Annotated in this window: 19 protein-coding genes and 1 tRNA gene; 8 read left to right on the top strand and 12 right to left on the bottom strand. The window is 41.8% G+C overall.

Annotated elements, in window-relative coordinates; all coding sequences use genetic code 11:
- Nucleotides 1–6: 6 nt before the first annotated feature.
- The 3 genes from ACXYMT_RS07800 to ACXYMT_RS07810 all read left to right on the top strand — a co-directional run bounded on the left by ACXYMT_RS07800 (nucleotide 7) and on the right by ACXYMT_RS07810 (nucleotide 3,524).
- A complete protein-coding gene (locus ACXYMT_RS07800; protein ID WP_459058519.1) occupies nucleotides 7–639 on the top strand; it encodes an alginate export family protein in 633 nt (210 codons plus the stop codon).
- Nucleotides 608–1,264: an alginate export family protein gene (locus ACXYMT_RS07805; RefSeq protein ID WP_459058520.1), complete on the top strand. Its 657-nt coding sequence runs from the start codon at nucleotides 608–610 to the stop codon at nucleotides 1,262–1,264. The genes ACXYMT_RS07800 and ACXYMT_RS07805 overlap by 32 nt, the downstream gene beginning before the upstream one ends.
- Nucleotides 1,265–1,379: 115 nt before the next feature.
- Nucleotides 1,380–3,524, top strand: a complete 2,145-nt coding sequence (locus tag ACXYMT_RS07810; protein ID WP_459059160.1) for a glycoside hydrolase family 97 protein — start codon at nucleotides 1,380–1,382, stop codon at nucleotides 3,522–3,524.
- A 310-nt stretch (nucleotides 3,525–3,834) separates the two neighbouring features.
- Here ACXYMT_RS07810 and ACXYMT_RS07815 read toward each other — a convergent pair whose 3' ends face one another.
- Nucleotides 3,835–4,725: an arsenite methyltransferase gene (locus ACXYMT_RS07815; RefSeq protein WP_459058521.1), complete on the bottom strand. Its 891-nt coding sequence runs from the start codon at nucleotides 4,723–4,725 to the stop codon at nucleotides 3,835–3,837.
- A 241-nt stretch (nucleotides 4,726–4,966) separates the two neighbouring features.
- On the opposite strand from ACXYMT_RS07815, the gene ACXYMT_RS07820 reads away from it, so the two are divergent.
- On the top strand, nucleotides 4,967–5,461 hold the full coding sequence (locus tag ACXYMT_RS07820) for a DUF4494 domain-containing protein (protein ID WP_459058522.1): 495 nt from the start codon (nucleotides 4,967–4,969) through the stop codon (nucleotides 5,459–5,461).
- A 145-nt stretch (nucleotides 5,462–5,606) separates the two neighbouring features.
- Here the strand turns inward: ACXYMT_RS07820 and ACXYMT_RS07825 are convergent, their stop codons facing one another.
- Nucleotides 5,607–6,434 (bottom strand): hypothetical protein, encoded by an 828-nt coding sequence (locus ACXYMT_RS07825; protein WP_459058523.1) that lies wholly within the window; start codon nucleotides 6,432–6,434, stop codon nucleotides 5,607–5,609.
- 339 nt (nucleotides 6,435–6,773) lie between these two features.
- Here ACXYMT_RS07825 and ACXYMT_RS07830 point away from each other — a divergent pair, with 339 nt between their 5' ends.
- A complete protein-coding gene (locus ACXYMT_RS07830; protein WP_459058524.1) occupies nucleotides 6,774–7,469 on the top strand; it encodes a LytR/AlgR family response regulator transcription factor in 696 nt (231 codons plus the stop codon).
- Nucleotides 7,470–7,530: 61 nt separating this feature from the next.
- Here the strand turns inward: ACXYMT_RS07830 and ACXYMT_RS07835 are convergent, their stop codons facing one another.
- From ACXYMT_RS07835 to ggt, 9 genes are all read right to left on the bottom strand, one after another.
- Nucleotides 7,531–8,280, bottom strand: coding sequence for a LytR/AlgR family response regulator transcription factor (locus ACXYMT_RS07835; RefSeq protein ID WP_459059161.1), 750 nt, complete (start codon nucleotides 8,278–8,280; stop codon nucleotides 7,531–7,533).
- Nucleotides 8,281–8,293: 13 nt separating this feature from the next.
- Nucleotides 8,294–8,617, bottom strand: a complete 324-nt coding sequence (locus ACXYMT_RS07840) for a 2TM domain-containing protein (protein ID WP_459058525.1) — start codon at nucleotides 8,615–8,617, stop codon at nucleotides 8,294–8,296.
- Nucleotides 8,608–9,933 carry a 2TM domain-containing protein gene (locus ACXYMT_RS07845; protein ID WP_459058526.1) on the bottom strand — a complete coding sequence of 442 codons (1,326 nt, stop codon included), beginning with the start codon at nucleotides 9,931–9,933 and terminating at the stop codon, nucleotides 8,608–8,610. Before ACXYMT_RS07845 ends, ACXYMT_RS07840 begins: the two co-directional genes overlap by 10 nt.
- A gap of 79 nt (nucleotides 9,934–10,012) precedes the next feature.
- On the bottom strand, nucleotides 10,013–10,660 hold the full coding sequence (locus ACXYMT_RS07850) for a hypothetical protein (protein ID WP_459058527.1): 648 nt from the start codon (nucleotides 10,658–10,660) through the stop codon (nucleotides 10,013–10,015).
- 108 nt (nucleotides 10,661–10,768) lie between these two features.
- Nucleotides 10,769–12,928, bottom strand: coding sequence for a TonB-dependent receptor (locus ACXYMT_RS07855; RefSeq protein ID WP_459058528.1), 2,160 nt, complete (start codon nucleotides 12,926–12,928; stop codon nucleotides 10,769–10,771).
- 324 nt (nucleotides 12,929–13,252) lie between these two features.
- Nucleotides 13,253–14,128: a DUF808 domain-containing protein gene (locus ACXYMT_RS07860; protein WP_459058529.1), complete on the bottom strand. Its 876-nt coding sequence runs from the start codon at nucleotides 14,126–14,128 to the stop codon at nucleotides 13,253–13,255.
- A 99-nt stretch (nucleotides 14,129–14,227) separates the two neighbouring features.
- Nucleotides 14,228–14,593 (bottom strand): DUF2200 domain-containing protein, encoded by a 366-nt coding sequence (locus ACXYMT_RS07865; RefSeq protein WP_459058530.1) that lies wholly within the window; start codon nucleotides 14,591–14,593, stop codon nucleotides 14,228–14,230.
- Between the two features lie 105 nt (nucleotides 14,594–14,698).
- Nucleotides 14,699–15,484, bottom strand: coding sequence for a hypothetical protein (locus ACXYMT_RS07870; protein WP_459058531.1), 786 nt, complete (start codon nucleotides 15,482–15,484; stop codon nucleotides 14,699–14,701).
- Nucleotides 15,485–15,657: 173 nt separating this feature from the next.
- Nucleotides 15,658–17,367: a gamma-glutamyltransferase gene (gene ggt / locus ACXYMT_RS07875; RefSeq protein WP_459058532.1), complete on the bottom strand. Its 1,710-nt coding sequence runs from the start codon at nucleotides 17,365–17,367 to the stop codon at nucleotides 15,658–15,660.
- Between the two features lie 209 nt (nucleotides 17,368–17,576).
- On the opposite strand from ggt, the gene ACXYMT_RS07880 reads away from it, so the two are divergent.
- The 3 genes from ACXYMT_RS07880 to ACXYMT_RS07890 all read left to right on the top strand — a co-directional run bounded on the left by ACXYMT_RS07880 (nucleotide 17,577) and on the right by ACXYMT_RS07890 (nucleotide 19,925).
- Complete coding sequence (locus tag ACXYMT_RS07880; protein ID WP_459058533.1) at nucleotides 17,577–18,395, top strand: helix-turn-helix domain-containing protein; 819 nt, start codon at nucleotides 17,577–17,579, stop codon at nucleotides 18,393–18,395.
- Nucleotides 18,396–18,529: 134 nt separating this feature from the next.
- Nucleotides 18,530–18,991: a hypothetical protein gene (locus tag ACXYMT_RS07885; RefSeq protein WP_459058534.1), complete on the top strand. Its 462-nt coding sequence runs from the start codon at nucleotides 18,530–18,532 to the stop codon at nucleotides 18,989–18,991.
- Between the two features lie 61 nt (nucleotides 18,992–19,052).
- Nucleotides 19,053–19,925, top strand: a complete 873-nt coding sequence (locus ACXYMT_RS07890; protein WP_459058535.1) for an ester cyclase — start codon at nucleotides 19,053–19,055, stop codon at nucleotides 19,923–19,925.
- Between the two features lie 69 nt (nucleotides 19,926–19,994).
- Here the strand turns inward: ACXYMT_RS07890 and ACXYMT_RS07895 are convergent.
- Nucleotides 19,995–20,068: transfer RNA gene (locus ACXYMT_RS07895), tRNA-Pro, on the bottom strand.
- Between the last annotated feature and the right edge of the window lie 257 nt (nucleotides 20,069–20,325).

The following is a 20,325-nucleotide window of genomic DNA, read 5'->3' on the forward strand; positions in this document are numbered from 1 at the left end:
ATCTCTATGAAACGTTCTCTACTGCTTGCTTTAGCGTTTATTGTATCCCTTTCTTCTACAGCCCAAAAATTTGAAGCCGACCTGCAAATAAGACCCCGCTATGAATTTAGAAACGGTTTTAAAACCCTATTGACAGAAAATCAGGAATCTGCTTCCTTTATATCACAACGTTCCAGGCTTTCTATGGGATACGGTGATAATGATCTGCAACTACGATTCTCTCTTCAAAGTGTTGGAGTTTGGGGGAATTCTCCCACCACAAGGCTTGAAGATAATAATGCGGTTTCGGTCTTTGAAGCTTTTGCGCAATACCAGGTGAGTCCGGAACTTATGCTTCGGGTTGGAAGGCAGGTTTTATCCTATGATAATCAAAGGATCCTTGGAGGACTCGATTGGGCACAACAGGGCCAAAGTCATGATGCTGCCCTTTTTACCTGGTTGCCGGCACTTGATCACAGGCTCGATTTAGGTGCAGCCTACAATGCATCGGCTGAAACGTTGACCAGAGTACCTTATAATATCAATTCATACAAAAACATGCAGTTTGCCTGGTATCATTTTGATGTAAATAATGTTGGCTTTAGCTTCCTCCTTTTAAATACTGGCTATGAACATTTTTCTGAATGGTGCCTCACCTGAAATAGATTATTTGCAGACATATGGTGCTTTTCACAACTTTAATTCTGGTGATCTTTTTGGAAATGTGGCTGCCTACGGTCAAACGGGAGAGCGAAATGACAGAAAAGTGGCGGCCTGGTACTCCGGCTTGAATCTCAATTATAAATTGAGCACTACCTGGACATTGGGCATAGGAGGAGAGTATTTTTCAGGTACTGACAGGGATGAGGACTCAGAAAGAATTTTTTCATTTACGCCACTCTTCGGAACAAATCATGCTTACAATGGATTAATGGATTACTTCTACGTGGGGAACCATCAAAATGATGTCGGACTCCTCGATATCTACGGAAAGTTTTCCTGGAAATCTCCAAAAACAGAGTTTTCTATAGCTCCTCATTTCTTTTCGTCGGCAGCTGAAGTGGGGGAAGGACGTGACCAATTTTTAGGCACAGAAATAGACCTGGTAGGACTTTATAAAGTTCGGAAAGATTTCACGGTAGGCTTTGGGTACTCTCAGATGTTTGGTACAGAATCTTTAGAAGCCCTGAAGGGAGGGGACAAGGATGCTACCCAGAACTGGGCGTGGGTAATGCTTAACTTTAATCCGAAACTACTTCAGTTTTTTCCTGAAAAGCTTCAGTAGGTATTTGACAGGCTTAAACAAAAAAGCAGGAGGGAATCCTGCTTTTTTGTTTTGCTGAACATCCTTTCAAGAAGCTTATATTTGTGTCCTTAATTAAAATTTTTCAGAAATGAAGATGAAGAATCTATTGATAATTGTTTGCCTGTGGTTCACTTTTACATCATTGGCCCTGGCTCAAAAAGTAGCATCTCCCAATGGGGAAGTGCAAATGCATTTTGAACTGCTGGAGGATGGAACTCCGGCTTATAGTCTATCCTATAAAGGAAGACCTGTGGTCAAAACCAGTAAACTGGGGCTTAGACTAAAGAATGATGAGCACTCGCTGCTTCACAATTTTGAAGTAATTGAGCGCGAAGAGTCAGGTTTTGATGAAACCTGGGAACCGGTTTGGGGAGAAGAAAGCAAGATTCAGAATCAGTACAATGAGCTCGCTGTTGTACTTAACCAAAAGCCAACAAGTCGTGAAATGATCATACGATTCAGGGTTTTCAATGACGGGCTCGGTTTTAGGTATGAATTTCCGCAGCAACAAAATCTTGGACATTTCATTGTTGAAGATGAAAGAACTGAGTTTGCCATGACAGGTGACCATACGGCTTTTTGGATCCCGGGAGATTACGACACCCAGGAATACGATTATATTGAGTCAAGACTTTCAGAAATTAGAGGATTGATGGAAACCTCAATAACAGATAATCTCTCTCAAACCTCATTTTCGGATACCGGCGTGCAAACATCCCTTCTGCTAAAAACAGATGACGGCCTGTACATCAACCTGCACGAGGCTGCACTACTTGATTATTCAGCCATGCACCTGGAGCTGGACGATGAGAACATGGTCTTCACATCATGGCTCACTCCCGATGTTACCGGAAATAAGGCATATATGATCGCCCCCGGAAAAACTCCCTGGAGAACGATTATTGTTAGTGATGATGCGCGTGACATTCTTGCTTCCCGAATGACCTACAACCTGAATGATCCCGTGGCTATTGATAACACTTCCTGGATAAAGCCCATGAAATATGTGGGAGTATGGTGGGAGATGATCACCGGCAAAAGCTCCTGGCATTACACGAACGATTTTCCTGCGGTAAAACTTGGCGAAACAGATTATGAGAACGCCACTCCAAATGATACCCATGGCGCAACTACAGAAAACGTGAAACGCTACATAGACTTTGCTGCAGAGCATGGTTTTGACGGCGTTCTAGTGGAAGGCTGGAACATTGGATGGGAGGATTGGTTTGGGAATTCTAAAGACTATGTTTTTGATTTTATGACTCCTTATCCCGATTTTGATCTGGAAGAGATAAGAGACTACGCCAAAAGCAAAGGTGTGGAAATGGTAATGCATCATGAAACTTCTTCTTCAGTTAGGAATTATGAGCGTCACCTGGATTCTGCGTATCAGTTCATGAAGGATCACGGTTACAATGCTGTAAAGAGTGGATATGTGGGTGATATTTTGCCAAGAGGAGAGAACCACTACAGTCAGTGGCTGGTGGATCACTACCAGTACGCCATTGAAAAGGCGGCAGACTATGAGATCATGGTAAACGCGCATGAAGCAGTAAGACCTACAGGGATTGCCCGTACCTGGCCAAACCTTATTGCTAACGAATCGGCAAGGGGGACAGAATATCAGGCTTTTGGAGGTTCCAAGCCAAACCACGTGACTGTCCTGCCTTTTACCAGGCTAATTGGAGGACCTATGGATTATACGCCGGGTATCTTTGAAATGGACATTAGTAAAGCAAATCCAGATAACGATTCGTGGGTGAACAGTACTCTTGCTAACCAGCTGGCATTGTATGTCACCATGTACTCTCCATTACAAATGGCCGCCGATTTTCCTGAGAACTACGAGCGTTTTATGGATGCTTTCCAGTTCATTAAGGATGTTGGAATGGATTGGGAAAAAAGTGTCTACCTCGAAGCCGAACCGGGAGATTATATCACTATTGCACGTAAAGAAAAAGGCACTAATGATTGGTTTGTAGGTAATGTAAACGGGGAGACACCAAGAACATCAAAGATCTCTTTTGATTTTCTGGATGAGGATAAAACCTATATTGCAACGATCTATTCAGATGCTAAAGATGCGCATTACAGGGATAATCCCCAGGCGTATAAGATCAGGAAAGTGGTGGTGAATAGTGACTCCAAACTTTCCCAATGGTCGGCACCGGGTGGTGGTTATGCGATCAGCATTATGGAGGCAAATAAATCTGAAACCAGAGGTTTGAAGAAGCTATAACTCAGGTTCCAAAAATGACAAAAAAAGCAGGCAATTTTTTGCCTGCTTTTTTTGTGCCCAATGCGTTGTCAGTTCCAGTGAATCTGGACCTGCGACAGCAGGGACAGATTTGTATCGAGAACCGGGTGAATTGAAACTGCGGTAGCAGGATTGATTAGTAGCGAGAATGACGGCACAGGTTCACTCCTCTGTTCTCGATACAATTTATTTTTCCGCTCCCGCTTCAAAAGAATTACTCCTTTAGACTTGTAATTGTAAATTTATAACAAGTTTAATTATGAAAAGAGAGCTGGACTTAGGGCAAGGAGCATTAACAACATCCCGAATCGGGCGAACAGCAGGCATCGTTGTTTTGAAGCTCAGACATTTTTAGCTTTGGCTTAGCCATTTGAGCCCCCGGTTTCTCTGCATAGACAGTGATGCTGAAGATACCGGTTTCGCCTTTATTGAAATCAGAGATTTCTTTAGGTGAAAGATATTTCTCCAGGATATCGTCGGGAATAGTAATAGATTTCTCCTTTTGAAGTTGTAGACCCGTAAAACCTGCATCTTTAATGTACTGCAGATAATCCTTTTTTTGAATGGCACCGGCCACACAACCTGCATACATTTCAGCATCTTCGCGTAAGGCCTCGGGTAATTCGCCCACCAGTACAATATCGGAAATACTGAAATGACCACCGGGTTTTAGAACTCTGTAGGTCTCTTTAAAGACCTTCTGCTTATCGCGAACCAGGTTCAGCACACAATTGCTTACGATCACATTGGCACTATTGTCGCTCACCGGCATATCGTCAATATCTCCTTCCCGAAATTCAACATTATTCAGACCCAACTTTTCAGCATTTTCACGTGCTTTTTTTATCATTTCAGGAGTAAAATCAATTCCAATGACCTTCCCCTCTGCACCAGTTTCATGACGGGCTACAAAGCAGTCATTACCTGCACCCGATCCAAGGTCAATAACAGTGTCGCCCGGTTGTATTCCTGCAAATGCAGTGGGAAGGCCACATCCCAGACCCAAATCGGCATCCTCTACATAGCCACTTGTTCCGGTATAATCGTCCATCATGATATTATATATTTTGTTGGAAGGTGTAGTCGCTCCGCAGCAGGATGCAGCATTCTCTGCTTTTCCCTGCCCCGCTATTTTAGAATAGCGCTCTTTAACCGAATCTTTTAATTGCTGTTGGTGTTTCATGGCACTAAGTTTTTATATTCAACAAGTATTAATGATTGTTCATTGCAATATTACGATAAAAGAAATTAGCATCAAATTTTTAAATTTTAAAATACTGCTAGACATTCCTGATACTTTTTTGGGTTTCAGATGGTTCCGTAAAGCATAATTTTCCGAAGAGAAAATTGTGAATATCTCTGCGGCTATTTTTTCCTGAAGGCCTTTAGGAAATCCTATTTTTGGCTCCCTAAAAAATTTAATTATGAGCGTTACTTGGTATGAATGTAAGGTGAAATACAGAAAAACACACGAGACCGGAGAGCAGAAAGTAACTACAGATACGTATCTTCTTGATGCGGTTTCTTATACTGAAGCTGAGGCAAGGATAAGCGAAGAAATGACTGCCTATACGAGCGAAGAGTTTAGGATCATGAATATTAAAGTGGCGAATTTTTCTGAAGTTCACCCTTTTGAGAATTCCGATCGATGGTTTAAATCCAAAATATCACTTATAGCTCTAGACGAGGAAAGCGGAAAGGAAAAAAAGACCAACATGTACATGCTGGTACAGGCGAATGATGTCAAGGAGGCTTTCGAGAACACCACGACAGCCATGGCAAATACCATGGGAGATTACACCATTCCATCAATTACCGAATCTCCAATCTTAGATGTATTCCCATACTTTAGCGGGGAAGAAGAAGAGCCGGTTGAAAAAGTACCATCTACAGAAGAGGAAGCTGAAACTGTGGCTTAATAATTACAGTCTTTTTTAAATGAGGGAAAAGCACCTCCGTATGAAGAAGGTGCTTTTCTCTTTTAACGTAGCCCCAAGAGAGGCCTTGAAAATGTCATTTTTGAGGAGTTGCTATGTCTGTATCTTCAAATGTTTCCATGAAGTTCTACCTGTATACAAAATCACTGAGGCTAACTACAATATCGCCGGTTTTTGCATCTTCATAAATATTATAGACAGTAGGATAGTATGTAGATTCCTGAAAGTATTCCGGTTGGGAAAAGCTGGCACTAAAATTAGGACCGGATAACAGATAATCTACCGTTACCATAGGTTCAATGAACGTAAATTCGCCATTATAGGTGCCCAGCACCATGATCTCTGAAAACGGCAGGTAATCTGCTAAATTCAAAGGCAACCAATGTTTGCCCATTTGGGGATATACAGAACCCTGTCCCGGTGGAGTGAAATAATTTGATGGCATGTATCCTTCAGGCGGGTAAAGGTTGAACAAAGCATCTGTTTCTACAGAGTATTCGGGAATGGCTAATCGCTCCTCGTTTGTGATCATGTAAAAATGAAGATCAAAGTGCGGGACAAGGAACACCGGTAAGTGGCCGTGATGGGACCAGTTGACTCCAAGGTGCTCAAAAGGAGTAACTTCTTTGGCTTTTTTGTGGAGGGGTAAAACAGTTGTAGAGTTATCTGTTGGCAGTATATCCAAATCGTCAAATACTTCATGAGTGAATACCAGCGCAAGTTCTACAGGTTTGCCTTCAGCATCAATGCTTATCCAGGATCTCGCTTTACCTGAGCCATATTGCACCTGCGGACCTTTAAAAACATTTAACTTTTCACTTTGACTATGGGAAATTAAACTAGCCTCACCAGTATTTACTCCAGAAAGAACTTCGGGCTCTTCCTGGGAACAGGATGAAATCACTGACCCTACAAAAAGTAGAATGGTACAATGATAGAATAGTGACTTTTTCATAACAGTATTTTTTATTGGTTTAATTAAAATTAAACTAAATACCTGCTCACAATTTTATGAGCAGATGTAAGGATAGCTTCTGAAGACCAAAAACCCTTTTTTGCAATGTTTTTGCTAAAAGCAAGGGTTTTTACTTTTGACAGGACGAAATTGGACTTTAGTCATCTTATGATGATCATCTATCCTGTATATCACATTTGTATGATTTTTAGGATCTTACGGTTTTTTGTTAATATTTTATTTAGTTTTTTGGATCTATATTTGAGTAGGGGGAAAGTGCAATTGAGTCATTTCATGTCTAACCATCTGGTATTAAATTGCATTTAAAATCATCTGGCTATGCATTATAAGGCTTTAATTGTGGATGATGATCCCATTGCTCGAAAGGTGTTGGCCCATTACCTTCAATGTGTTCCACAAATTGAAATGGCAGGAGACTGCGGTAATGCACTACAGGCGATAGACACTGTGAATAATATAAGACCCGACCTGCTCTTCCTGGATGTGGAAATGCCGAAATTAATAGGAACAGATCTGGCTAGAATATTACAACCTTCTCCAAAGATCATTTTTACAACGGCGCATCCTAACTTTGCTGCAGAGGCCTTTGAGCTCGGAGCAGTAGATTATCTCATCAAGCCCTTCTCCTTTGAACGCTTTTTAAAATCCATTAGCAGGTTTTACAGTGTAAGCATAAATGCTTCTCTCGAGGGTAGAGGATGCTTAAATGATTATCTAAGTTTTCGAACAGATAGAAAGACTGTTAGGGTGCCTCTGGAGAGTATCACCTTTATTGAAAGCTTTAAGGATTATATCGTAATTCACCGGCTTAATGATTCTGAATTAAGGGCAAAACAAACCATCAATTCTGTGGAATTCATGCTTCCAAAGAAGATGTTTTTAAGAATCCACCGGTCCTTCATTATTTCTGTTCAAAAAGTCACAGCTTATACAAATTATCATGTAGAATTAGGAAAAACAGAGATTCCCATTGGCCGAAAATACAAAGGTACCTTCCCCGGCTGGGAGGGGTAGACATTCGGGAGTCGTTAGATAATTTTATTTAGAAATTACTTTTTATCAACATATTCTGTAGCTACTCAAGCCATTCCTTAAAATCTTTTACCCGTTCCCGGCTCACGATGATCTGTTGGTCGTTGTAATGCTGAAGGCGCACCTCCAACCGTTGATTTGAATAGGTGATGATGTCGCTTATATCCTTCATCCTGATGATGAATTTTCGGCTTACCCTGAAGAACTTTTCAGGATCCAACTCCTGCTCCAGCTTATCCAGGCTGCTTTCCAGCAGGTAACTGCGATTTTCTGTGGTTTGGAGGTAGGTGCCTTTATTTTCTGAATAAAAACAACTTATCTCTTCAGAATTAATGAGCTTCAAATGCTGACCCACCTGAATGCTGAAGCGTTTCCGGTAATTTGAAGTGGGAAGGTTAAGCAGGTTTTTGAGGTTCTTAAGGTCGATTGCTGCAGGGGAGGAGTGACGGGTCTTCCTGAATTTTTCTATAGCTGCTTCCAGCTCCTCATCATCAATTGGTTTCAAAAGATAATCAATGCTATTGAGCTTGAATGCCTGCAGGGCGTATTCATCATAGGCCGTGGTAAAGATGATGCAACAGCCTATATCTACATTCTCAAAGATCTCAAAAGAAAGACCGTCACTTAGCTGAATATCCAAAAATATCAATTCGGGATGCTCGTGTTGCAGGAACCAATTGGTGGCCTCCTCGACAGAACTTAGGGTAGCGATCACCTGCACATTCAGTTTTTCCAGCATGCGTTGCAGTCGGCGAGCTGCAGGTTTTTCATCTTCTACAATTACGGTCTGTATCATCTTAGTTGCTTTATTCCCAGCGGTTGCGTTTTTCTTTTTCCATTAGCTCTTTAATCTTTCGCTCCTCCCATTCTCTTCCAAAAAGGATGTTTGGCATGAAAACCCCGGCAGCATGGGCTAATAGGCCAATCCCCCAGAAGAAAGCAGTAAAGTAGTTCGAAAGATCCTGTAGTCCTTCCAGAAATCCTTCTTCTCTTGTGTAAAAAAAGAGTAGGAAAAGATTGATAATGAGGTAAACTGAAAGGTGCCCGTAAAAACCTTTTAGAGCCTTTACTTTTTTAACTGCCCGCTTGTACTCAACACTTTGGTTAAAATTTGGTTCATTTAATTCCATGACTTACTTTTTTGTTGTTCTTTTTCCATTATCTCCTTGATCTTCTTTTCTTCCCATCGGGAACCGTATCCAAAAACTGAAACCCCGTGAAAAGTGAGCCCCAGGCCCCATCCTAACATAGGAAACCAGAACCACTGGAATTCCCAATAGGTGCGATAATTAATAAAAATCAAAAGAGGAATAATTAAACAATAGGAGATTAGATGCCCATAAAATTCTTTAAGCTCCTTTACTCTTTGTGTTGCCCGGTAATACGAGTTGTTTTCCTGAATCTGTTCAGTATTCCTAGCTGTAATCTGTTTGGTTAATATTGGCAGTTTAACTGCAAATATTTTAGGGTCTTTATCGATCAAGACTTTCCGGTGGGTTACAAGTCCATAACGTTCCACTATATTTTGAAGACCTACCCCATTCCTGTTTCCTAAAACTTCCTTCTTCTGAAAATTATTCTCTACCACGAGATAACCATGCTCTTCATAGATCTTGATGTGTAGTGGTCGCGCTTCACTTAGAACATTATGTTTTACCGTGTTTTCAAGCAGGAGTTGCAAGGAAAGCGGTACCACTTTAGCTTCTGAAAGTTTTAATTCTTCGGGCACCTCATAATAAAGGCTGTTCTCAAACCTCATTTTTAAGAGGTTCATATACGTGACCGCAAAAGACAGTTCCTCTTCCAGGCTTACCAACTCTTTGTCTTTTTGTTCCAGCACATAGCGGTAGATCTTCGAAAGGGAAGTAGTAAATTTCTGAGCCTTTTCGGGATTCTCATCTATTAACGACGTTAGCACATTAAGACTGTTGAACAAAAAATGTGGATCGATCTGGTTCTTTAGGCTTTCAAACTTAGCCGAAGCAGTTCCCGCTATGATCTTTTGTTCGGTAACCTTTTTTTCCTGCAGGGCCTTATAGAAATAGATGAGGTGAAATACGAGAGATACAACAGCTGTGAACAGGAGGGGAAAAAGGTAATATTGTGCCCGTTCATTCTCAAGGAATTCCTGCAGGTCATTTCCCTGAAAAAGGGTCTCATCTACCAGGCGGCAAAAGAAATAGGCAGCCAGGGTAAGAATGACAGATCCCGCTGCGGCCAAAAGAACCCTCTTTAAAGTAGCATTTTCCCAACCTATCTTTCTTTCAAAAAATGTAAAATACATGGCATTAACCAGGGTGAGCACAAAGCAGTAAAAGAAATAGATGCTCCAGGTTTTAAGTTCTGCTATTGCCTCAAGACTTAAACCTCCAAACAGTAAATTGAGACTCATCACCGCGACACAGATGATAACAGATATCTTTAATATTTTTAGAAAAATTCTCATTGGCCCGGTTTTGTGCTAATTTCTGTTTCTTTTTCGATTATTTAAAGACTTTGTTGTCAATACTTGCCAAAAAGGCCATTTATTCATTGCTTTTATTACTACAAGTCTGTGCGATCAACATCTCTGTCCGGTCTTTTCCCCAGCGGGGAGCAAAGTTTTCAGCAGGTTCTTCGGCTTCAAATAACAGGAGAGCTGCTTCAAGATCTGGACAGAATTTCACAGGATCTTCTCCAAAGAATCTAGCCGAACCCATGTTCCACTCGGCCCTGGAAAGCGCCACCCGCGGATTCTTTGGTGCCTGGGAAGCAGCAGTGGCATAAATGTTCGTGATGACAGGGGAGAGCTTCATTCCGTAACTGGAAGGATCAAGAGTGATATAGGAGGTGTGTAACATTGCCTGCAAGACCTTTAGTTCAACATTATCATTCCCGGCCAGCGTTTTTGCATCGTTAAGCAGTTCCTGTGCTACCTCCAGCTGTTGTTCTTTTTGTGCGCGATCACTCATTTCAAAACTTTCAACAATCTTGATCTGCGCTGCATAATAGAGTGGCAACCATTCTTCTTCTTCGGCACGACCTATTCGCTCAAAAAGATTGGCGGCCTGGGTCGATTCCCCTTGCTGCCATAGTTCAAAGGCTTGTTCCATACCGGAGTCAAACTGGGATTGAGAATGAGCGGCAATGAATGTAAAGAGGCTCATAATGATGGTGTGGATAATCGCTTTCATGTCTTTATTTGTTTAAGATTATAGTTCAAAGGTGCCTACAATCGTGCAGGTTTGGAATTTTTACTTTCTGAACTGTAGAAATTAAAGGATGAACTGTGAACCAGGCGACTATAGGTCGTCCAATTGATTCCTGCTCTTATCACTGCTTATGGTCCAGAAGAATCCTACGAAGAAGAATCTATCGGCCGCAGGTGCAATAGCCCGCCTCTCAAAAATGTCATTTTCACCGGGAGTGTTTGCGTAGTCATAATTGAAGACGTTCCTTCTTCCAAGGACATTAGAAACGGAAAAGTACAGGATCTTCTGCCGACTTAAGAGGTATGCCCAATTGAAGCTGAGGCTGTTGTAACTCCGGGTTTTTTCATTCAGGAACCCTGGGGTATTCGGGTTTTCGTATGGTCTTCCGGAGGAAAAATTCAAGGTGAAACCTATCTGACTCTGCCAGCTGTCGATCCAGTATTTTGTGACCAGGCTGGCCGAATGATCGGCTATGAATTGGGGAGTTGCAGCTTTGGGATAATTTCTAAAATTACGTTCAGAATCTATAAAGCTGTAAGAGACCCAGTACTCTATATTATTCAAACTCTCATTATCTCTGAAAAACAGATCGATCCCGCGGGCAAAGCCATCTCCCCGGTTGCTGAAAATGGAATTATATGCCGGAATCTCTGTATCGTATTTGAGCAGTTCATCGTACTGCTTGTAATAAGTTTCTGCTCTAAAAGTGTAGCCGGGTTTCGTCCACTGGTAATTTAAGATGTAATGAGTTGCAGCTTCAGGTTTGAGAGCAGCATCATATTTTAAAGCATTTACCGGTACCTGCTGAAGGAATTCTCCCCAGGCAAAAGAAAACTGCCCATGATCACCCGCTTTTAGAGCCATAGATGCACGTGGTGCAAGGTGCAGTTCTTCTTGCAGGTCCAAATACGTACCTCTTAAGCCAAGTTTCATCGCAAAACTTTTGCTGAAGATGAGATCACCTTCTGTAAAGGCCGCAAACAAGTCGGGAGAAACTTGAAGTGTTTCAGCTTTAACTACGGGATCTTGGTATACTTCGGAAAAATTTCGCAACACACTCTCGGCTCCAAAATGCAATTTGAAGCGGTTACTAAAGTGTTTGCTCATTTTTAATTTAAGGTTTGCAGCAAGTTCAGAGTTCTCTACTTCAGCAGCATCGATCTTAATATCATTATTACTTTTTGAAAAGCTGATCCCGGGATTAAAACTCCAGCCTTTTCCAATCCTTCCGCGGTAAGACATATTGGAATAGAAATTCCTGTTTCGCAGATCAAAACGAACAGGATCTGTCCGGTCGATATCGGGCTGCAGGACCTCAAAATTTGTAGCTTCGTAAGCTGTATACCATTTGAAAATACCATTTTTGAAATGCCTTCTAAAAATTAACTCCCCTCCCAGGTTTTGAAAAGGTCGAGTAAAATTTGCCTGCTCATTGTTGGGAATTAGCTCTAGATAAGGAGCCAGGTTGATGTAACTGGTGTTGAGCGAGAACGATGAATTTTCCCATTTCTGAGTATGTCCAAGTCCGGCGCCTACGGTCATCAATGAAATATTAGTCTCAGTTTGATCGGGCTCATTAATGGTATTTAGAAGCAGTACGCTCGAAAGCGCCTGCCCGTATTCTGCGGAATAGCCACCGGTAGAAAAGGTGATGCCGTCGAACAGGAAAGGAGAATAGCGCCCCCGGGAAGGGAGGTTGTTAGCCGAAGCAGTGTAAGGCTGAAATACCTGTAAGCCGTCAATATAAACTGCGGTTTCATCGGCTGTACCGCCTCTCACAAACATTCGGCCGTCTTCTCCTACGTTCTGTGTGCCGGGAAGGGTTTGAAGTGCCGCGATAAAATCTCCTGCTACTCCTGCTGTAGTTACCACGTCGAGGGGCTTTAAGACATTTAATTTTGAGTTGTCACCGGCCGAAAAGGTTCCTGCACTCAGCACCACGGCTCCCAAAGAAGTAACGTCCTCACGCAGCACCACCTGCAGGTCCTGCATTTGTGTGACCTCCATTTTCTTTCGAAAGGTTTCAAAGGAAATAAAAGAAACCACCAGGGTTTGCACCCCTGTGGCAGAACTTTGAAATAAAAAATTACCATGTTCATCTGTAGTTGCACCGTCATAAGTGCCCTCAAGATATACATTGGCACCCATGACAGGGTTCCCAGACTTGGTTTTCACCGTTCCGGTGACCTGGTGCTGCGCCTGAAAACTTGTGAGGTAAAACAGGAATAAGAATAATGCCGGGATCTTCATCTTAATAATTTTTACCAAAGATGAGGGAGAACCCACGCAAGCTGAATTTTTTTAGACCGAGTTGTTGGAAAAACAGGATGAATCGTAATTTTGTTGAATTAGAAAAATAAAGGCTTCTTCTGAAAGCTGAAATAATTTTTTGAATTACCAGACCCTTCCTAACCAGTTTATAGTCCTACAGCATTAAAATTTAATCTGCATTCGTTGCGGCAGAGGTCGGGGGATCATTTGACACGGATCACAGAGATCCCTCATCCCGCCGCATCATAAATTGTAGAGGGAAAAGGCGCAATGGATTAAGAGATCATATTGCCCGGGTCTATTTTAACCCTTTATCTTTTTCCACAACTTGCTTGCAAGCTTGATGATCAACAGCACCAGAAAACCTACAACCAGTCCGGTTAGGAATTCTACTATAATAGAAGGAATGCCTTGAAACAGGTCGTGGAAGATGTGTATGTTGTGAACAAAAATTCCACCCGAAACCAGGAGCAGGGCTAAGGTTCCAATGATAGAAAGACCTTTTACCACCTTTGGTAAGGCACTTATGAGGAATTGACCAATCTTATCGGAAATACTGTTTTTCTCTTCATTGAGATTGATCAGTTTTGCGCCGAACTCGTCCATTCTTACGATTAGGGCGACCAGTCCGTAAACGCCCACTGTAGCGACTAAAGCAATAAGTGAAACTACCAGGATCTGGATGAGCAAGGTTTCTTGTGTAACCGTGCCTAAAGCAATGATCACGATCTCAACAGATAAAATAAAGTCGGTCACAATGGCCGATTTAATTTTTTCTTTTTCCAGTCTTAATGCTTCTTCTTCGGTAACTTCTTTTAGTTCTGGTGTTTTTTGCGCATGTGCGTGGGGGAAAAAAAATTCGTAGATCTTTTCTGCTCCCTCGTAGGCTAAATAAAGTCCGCCGAGAATAAGGATGACAGTGACCGCTGCAGGAAGAAAAGCGCTTAACAGGAATGCCAGAGGGAGAATGATAAGCTTGTTTAAGAATGAGCCCTTAGTAATGGCCCAGAGCACCGGGATCTCCCGGGAAGACATGAATCCTGAAGCTTTTTCGGCGTTGACGGCAAGATCATCGCCCAGAATTCCTGCTGTTTTCTTTCCGGCGACCTTTCCCATCACCGCCACATCATCCATTAAAGCTGCAATATCATCCAGCAGAGCAAAAAATCCTGAGGCCATATGTACTTGTTAGTTAGGGCAAGCAAGATAAGAGTATTTCGTAAATTGACATTCGTAGAATTACAGTTGCCAAAAAGGGCATTTTTGGTAGACTTTTTTTCAAGAACCCCTAAGGATCTTTTCCATCTTTTTCCCTCTAGCCAATTCGTCAACGAGCTTATCAAGATATCGAACCTGCCTGGTCAAAGGATTTTCAATTTCCTCTACCCGGTATCCACAAATTACTCCGGTGATAAGAGATGAGTCAGGGTTTAGTGAAGCCAACTGAAAAAAGCTTGCAAAGGTCACCTTTTCCTGCACCAGTTGTTGAATTTGGTCTTTATCAAACCCGGTTAGCCATTCTATCACCTTATCAAGCTCTTCCCTGGTTCTGCCTTTGTTCTCAACTTTTGAAAGGTAGTGCGGATAGACAGAGGCAAAGGTCAGGTTTGCGATACGCTCATCTTGTTTAGCTGATGTAGACATTTTTTTACGTTCTAGATTGCCATGAAATTACAAAGACTTATTAGAAATAGAAATATAATGCCGGAATATCACCTTTCAAAAAGTGCATTTTCGGGTATGATTTTTCTAAAGATAATCTTGCTCTTCCATCTGTTCATCAAGCACTTCCCTTGTAAAAGTTCTCCTCTGAAGATCCTCAAGATATTCCGGAGATGTATTTCCAGAGACCGAGGAAAGTGCCTTGCCGGCGTAATAGCTGTAAGAGACAAGTCCGGCTGTACCTAGAACATAGAACATTCGGTCAAGGTAATAGAATTCCCCAAATTCCATAAAATGTGCGGGAAAGCCCATGAGGTTGGAGACTACAAATCCTGCAACTGCAATAAGGAAAGAAGCAGAGAGATCGTTAGGAAACCTGTCATAGTACAGGATACCTCCACTTATGAAGAAGATCGTAGCAATTCCATAGACGTAGAAGAGGTTTTGTACCATTTGATCTTTAACTTCTTCGGCGAGTAAATCTCCCAGAATTACTATAAACGAACAGTTTAAAAAGATCACAATTGCGGTGTAACCGATCTGGTAAGGTTTCAGTTTTTGCTTTACCAGATATTTACTTATGTGAAAAACAAGGAAGAGATAGGCCAGGGATTGTAAAGCAAAGAAAGCCTGCTGTGACAGAGCTTGATGATATTCCAGAGCAAATGCATCGGCAATGATAAGCAGAACTAATGCCCCTAATAACAAGATCTTCTTTGGGTGGAAATGTTTGAGAAAAAGTATTAAAAATGTAAGGGTGCTTATTACCCTGCCCCAGCGATGAACTTCAGGTCCATATTGCCACAACAGAAAGAAATTGAGCAATATCAGAAATCCTGAAAGGCAGACCAATAAGATATTGTACTTCTTCATCACTGGCGGTTTCTCTAACAAATAAAGTTTTTTTTGATAATATAATATTCTCTTTATCAATTTTTTTACCTCAACCTTTAAATGAGATTGAGGTATTGCCTTTGTTTTCGATACATTTTCTTTTTTTGCTGTCGCTCAAAATGAAAATGCCAGAACTGACGGTCCCTCACCATTTAAAATCCTGCCGCAGCATCGTCACCACGAGGATCGGCTCCTGCTTCGAGTTTTCCATTGGGAAGTACAAGAATAGCATCCACTTTACCCAGAATGGTGGATTCTCCAACTGTGATATTGTAATTCTTTTTTCTTAGAGCATTTAGAGTTTCATCATTAAAGGAATTGGGTTCGAATCTCACTTCATCGGGAAGCCATTGATGGTGAAAGCGGGGAGCGTTCACCGCCTGCTGCATTCCCATTTCGTATTCGGCTACATTAAGGATGGTCTGTAATACTGAAGTAATGATCGTTGACCCCCCGGGAGATCCGAGCACCATCCAAAGCTCTCCTTCTTTTTCTACAATAGTGGGAGTCATGGAACTCAGCATTCGCTTTCCTGGTTCAATGGCATTAGCTTCAGCTCCTATCAATCCAAACATATTAGGCACTCCCGGTTTGGCGCTAAAGTCATCCATTTCGTTGTTCAGGAAAAAACCTAGTTCTTCAGCATAAAGCTTTGAGCCATAAGCACCATTCAACGTGGTGGTAACAGAAACTGCATTACCCTGAGGATCTACAATAGAGTAGTGGGTGGTTTCCATGCTTTCGTAGCCCGGAATGCTGCCGTAGCTAATCAGGGAGGAAGGGGTAGCGTATTCAAAGCTGAAATTACTCATGCGAGCCTCAAGATATTCATCACTCAGGAGAGTTTCTACAGGGATCCCTACAAAATCTGGATCTCCAAGAAAATAACTTCGATCTGCATAGGCTCTTCTTTCGGCTTCGGTGATCACCTGGATAGCTTTGACCGAATTGTGCCCGTACCTGTCCAGCGTAAAAGGTTCTATCATTTTCATGATCTGTCCCAACACGATCCCACCGCTGGAAGGAGGTGACATGGAAATAATGTTCAAATTGTCATACTCAAATTCTATAGGCTCCCGCCATTGTGCCTCATAAGTGGTAAGATCTTCCAGAGTTATGATACTGCCGTTCTGTTGCAGGAAAGCGACTAATTTCCCGGCTGTTTCGCCGCTGTAGAATTCTTCGCGGCCTTTTACTGCTAACCGGCTAAGGGTTTTGGCAAGAGCCAGGTTCTTAATGGTATCTCCCGGCTGGTGCTTAAGCGCAAAAAGTACTTTATCATTATTGTACCTGATGATCTCCTCCCGGTGTCTTTGGAGAGAGGCTGCCTGTTTTGTGGTCACCACAAACCCCTGCCTGGCCAATGCAATAACAGGAGCAAGAATTTCTTCTATGGGCATACTGCCAAATTTCTCGTGGACAGCAAAAATCCCGGCTACAGTTCCTGGCACTCCTACTGATAATCCGCCAAACCAGCTTTTTTCCCGGTCTGGTTCTCCCAGGCTGTCAAGGAACATGTTGCGATGCGCTTTTACAGGAGCTTTTTCCCGGTAATCTAAAGCGCCTGTTTTTCCATCCTGTAGTCGATAGACCATAAAGCCTCCACCGCCAAGGTTCCCTGCGTATGGATATACAACTGCCAGGGCCATTTCGGTAGCAATCATGGCATCAAAAGCATTTCCACCCTGCCTAAGGATCTCAACTCCTATTTTGGAGGCTTCTTCCCGTGCAGAAACTACCATGGCCTGCTCTGCGATAAGTCCAAGTTCAGAAGAAGTAGATGGCGTTAGGGTGGGTTTGTCCGATAACTTGCAGGACTGCTGTATTACAAGCAGTAAAAAAAGGAAGGCAATTTTTCTCATTTTTGAAAGTCTTAAAGAGAGCAGAAGCTAAAGAAAAAAAGCTAAAAAAGGGAATCTACAGCTGTTTGAAATGCCGATATAAATTCCTGTGGATAAAAAATAGTTACTACCTTAGGACAACTCCTTTTCTACTTAACTTTTAAAAATCATGAAAAACCCGCATTTATGCCGAGTGTCACAGATCTTTCCTGCTGAAACAACTTTGAAAAATGCCAAGACCACATACCTATCTTCCGGCTGAAGAACTTCGGGATTACATAGCGTCTTACAGCGTTATTGAGATCCCTGCGGGAATGACTGAATCTTATTTCTCGCCACCTTTAGCACTTAGCGGTTTTATAATTAATGTGGGGGATGAAGTTGGCAAAGTAGAGTGTAAAATTGGAGATCGGGATTTTTTTACTTCAAATGCAGTAGCTACCGGACAAGTCACAACTCCCGTATATGGGCAGATGACCGGGGAGCTCAAGTCTTTTCTCGTCTTTTTTAAGCCAACAGGTATGCACCGCCTCTTTAATAATGACCTTTCCGAATTGACCAATAGTTCAATGAAGTTGACGGATTTATTAGGAGAGGAGGAAGCCGATCTACTATGGCAAAATCTCACCTCTCAAGCTGAGACTGAAAAACAGATTATGATCCTGGAAGAGTTCTTCAGTAAAAGAATTCCGCAGGAAGATGATCGGGATTCTTTTGAGAAAGTATTAAATTATATTCATGAGAAGAAGGGGAACGTAAGTATTGGCGAGATCGAACAGGCCACTCCTTATACGCGAAAGACGCTGGAGCGCCATTTTCAAAGGAAAGTGGGTTTGTCGCCAAAGGTCTATGCCCAGATCTACCAATTCAAATGCCTCATAAACTTTCTTGAGTCCCACCCGGAAATTACCTGGAGCCAACTGGCCAATCAATCGGGGTATTTTGATCATTCTCATATGTCGCGATATTTAAAAGAATACTTACAGGTTTCCCCCAACAGTATGGTAAAGCTTGATATGGAATTTATTAACTACCTTCTAAATAGATAAGTTTCAAGTAAGTGTAATACGCTGATTTACAGAATGTAATAATGTCGCATCTGTACAAGAATTAATAAGAATCCGGCAGTAAATTTAGTGTTAAGTGTGTCTCCCCTGAATTATTTTCAACCAAACTTTTGCATATGCGGGTATTTGTTCTCTTCAGTGGTCTGATTGTATTGTTGATCTTTCCTGCAGAATTAACAGGGCAGGCCCATGTTGCTTGGCAGAAGGACATTCTGGAAATTAAGGGGAAGCAGGAAAGGAGTAATCACAGTTTAATCAAAGAGATCTATGAAATTTTGCAGGAGAAGAGCACAACTTTAAAAGATTTCGAAAGCCTAACTTCAAATATAGATTGGGAGGAAATAGTCCTGACGGAAGGAATGGATGCCTGGAATCATATTAGTCTTAGCAGTTTGTTGAGAAATGAGTGGATGAGCATAGTGATCAAGGATCTTCAATTTCACACTGCCGATGAGAATTCTATCCTGGTGACGGGGTTTGTCCACGGGCGACAACCTACCGAATGTGAGTTTATCTCCTATAGCTTTGAACATTACTGGCTGCTGGAGGATGAAAGGATCACTGGCTTTAAAGAATGATGTTATGGAAATCCATAGAAAAAAGCAACCTATAGAATTTTAGCTATTAAAACTTATAAATATGAAATCAAGCTTAATGTTATTTGCATTTACCATGTTTGGGATCTCTATTGCAAGCGCACAGGAAGACCAAGTAAACAGGAACATCAAAATGTATGAAACCACCTGGGACAAAGTGATCAATAAGGGACAGATCGACCAGATAAATCCTGACCATTTTGATGAGAATATCGTGATGGTGAGTCAGCCGGAAAATATTCTTGGCATAGAGAATTTCAAAGCCTATTATCAAAATTTTCTCACCGGATTCTCAGAAATTGAATTCACTGTAATTGATGCTTTTGGTCAGGGAGATAAGCTGGTGAAACATTGGCGCTTTAAAGGGAAGCATACCGGAGATTTCTTTGGTATTCCCGCTACCGGAAGAAAGGTAGATGTGGAGGGAGTGACCCTGGTGAAAATGAAAAACGGAAAGATCGCCCGGGAACATGATTTTATGGATAGCATGATCTTCATGCAGCAACTGGGTCTTATGAGTGAACCTAATAATGTGGGGGTGATCAATTCCCTCTACGAGGCTTTTGGGGCCGGGGATATTCCCACAGTACTTGCAGGTATGGATCCACAGGTAGAATGGAATGAGGCTGAAGGAAATAAGTATGCTGACGGGAATCCATATATTGGTCCCGATGCTGTTCTAAATGGTGTCTTTTCACGAATTGGAGTAGAACATGAGTATTTTAAATTAAAGGATATTGAACTGCATGAGATGAGCAACAATAGAGTATTGGCTACCCTGCGGTATGATGGAAAGTGGAAGAACGGAGAAAATTACGACGCACAGGCAGCTCACTTGTGGACCCTGAAGGATGGGAAGGTTATTTCATTTCAGCAGTATGTAGATACAAGGACTCTGGCCGAGACAGATAAATAACATCAATTGGTAATCTCCAAAACATTTTAAAAAAAGAAAAGTGATGCTTTCGCATCACTTTTCTTTTTGTCGGGATGACAGGATTTGAACCTGCGACCCTACGCCCCCCAGACGTATACGCTACCGGACTGCGCCACATCCCGAATTTATGGTTTTTTAAAGGAAGCAATGTATTGACTACTTCCCGGTCCCGGGACCACTCCCGAATTGAAAATGCAAATTAAACAGCTTCTGTGTAATTTTCAAAGGGAAAAGTTCCTTTTTATTCAGGTGCCAATGTAACTTTCTGAATACATTAGACTTTAATCTGAATCTCCAAAAATATTCTTTTATTCCTGCTATTTTCTGCAGTGGTTTTTAGTTAACTATATAAAAGATTTAATTAATATCCCGGTATCTG

Source organism: Salinimicrobium sp. CAU 1759 (assembly GCF_054482715.1).

Excerpts from the sequence above, each read along its gene's own strand:
- ACXYMT_RS07800 (WP_459058519.1), top strand. The coding sequence starts at position 7 with ATGAAACGTTCTCTACTGCTTGCTTTAGCGTTTATTGTATCCCTTTCT.
- ACXYMT_RS07805 (WP_459058520.1), top strand. The coding sequence starts at position 608 with ATGAACATTTTTCTGAATGGTGCCTCACCTGAAATAGATTATTTGCAG.
- ACXYMT_RS07810 (WP_459059160.1), top strand. The coding sequence starts at position 1,380 with ATGAAGAATCTATTGATAATTGTTTGCCTGTGGTTCACTTTTACATCA.
- ACXYMT_RS07815 (WP_459058521.1), bottom strand. The coding sequence starts at position 4,725 with ATGAAACACCAACAGCAATTAAAAGATTCGGTTAAAGAGCGCTATTCT.
- ACXYMT_RS07820 (WP_459058522.1), top strand. The coding sequence starts at position 4,967 with ATGAGCGTTACTTGGTATGAATGTAAGGTGAAATACAGAAAAACACAC.
- ACXYMT_RS07825 (WP_459058523.1), bottom strand. The coding sequence starts at position 6,434 with ATGAAAAAGTCACTATTCTATCATTGTACCATTCTACTTTTTGTAGGG.
- ACXYMT_RS07830 (WP_459058524.1), top strand. The coding sequence starts at position 6,774 with ATGCATTATAAGGCTTTAATTGTGGATGATGATCCCATTGCTCGAAAG.
- ACXYMT_RS07840 (WP_459058525.1), bottom strand. The coding sequence starts at position 8,617 with ATGGAATTAAATGAACCAAATTTTAACCAAAGTGTTGAGTACAAGCGG.
- ACXYMT_RS07845 (WP_459058526.1), bottom strand. The coding sequence starts at position 9,933 with ATGAGAATTTTTCTAAAAATATTAAAGATATCTGTTATCATCTGTGTC.
- ACXYMT_RS07850 (WP_459058527.1), bottom strand. The coding sequence starts at position 10,660 with ATGAAAGCGATTATCCACACCATCATTATGAGCCTCTTTACATTCATT.
- ACXYMT_RS07855 (WP_459058528.1), bottom strand. The coding sequence starts at position 12,928 with ATGAAGATCCCGGCATTATTCTTATTCCTGTTTTACCTCACAAGTTTT.
- ACXYMT_RS07860 (WP_459058529.1), bottom strand. The coding sequence starts at position 14,128 with ATGGCCTCAGGATTTTTTGCTCTGCTGGATGATATTGCAGCTTTAATG.
- ACXYMT_RS07865 (WP_459058530.1), bottom strand. The coding sequence starts at position 14,593 with ATGTCTACATCAGCTAAACAAGATGAGCGTATCGCAAACCTGACCTTT.
- ACXYMT_RS07870 (WP_459058531.1), bottom strand. The coding sequence starts at position 15,484 with ATGAAGAAGTACAATATCTTATTGGTCTGCCTTTCAGGATTTCTGATA.
- ggt (WP_459058532.1), bottom strand. The coding sequence starts at position 17,367 with ATGAGAAAAATTGCCTTCCTTTTTTTACTGCTTGTAATACAGCAGTCC.
- ACXYMT_RS07880 (WP_459058533.1), top strand. The coding sequence starts at position 17,577 with ATGCCAAGACCACATACCTATCTTCCGGCTGAAGAACTTCGGGATTAC.
- ACXYMT_RS07885 (WP_459058534.1), top strand. The coding sequence starts at position 18,530 with ATGCGGGTATTTGTTCTCTTCAGTGGTCTGATTGTATTGTTGATCTTT.
- ACXYMT_RS07890 (WP_459058535.1), top strand. The coding sequence starts at position 19,053 with ATGAAATCAAGCTTAATGTTATTTGCATTTACCATGTTTGGGATCTCT.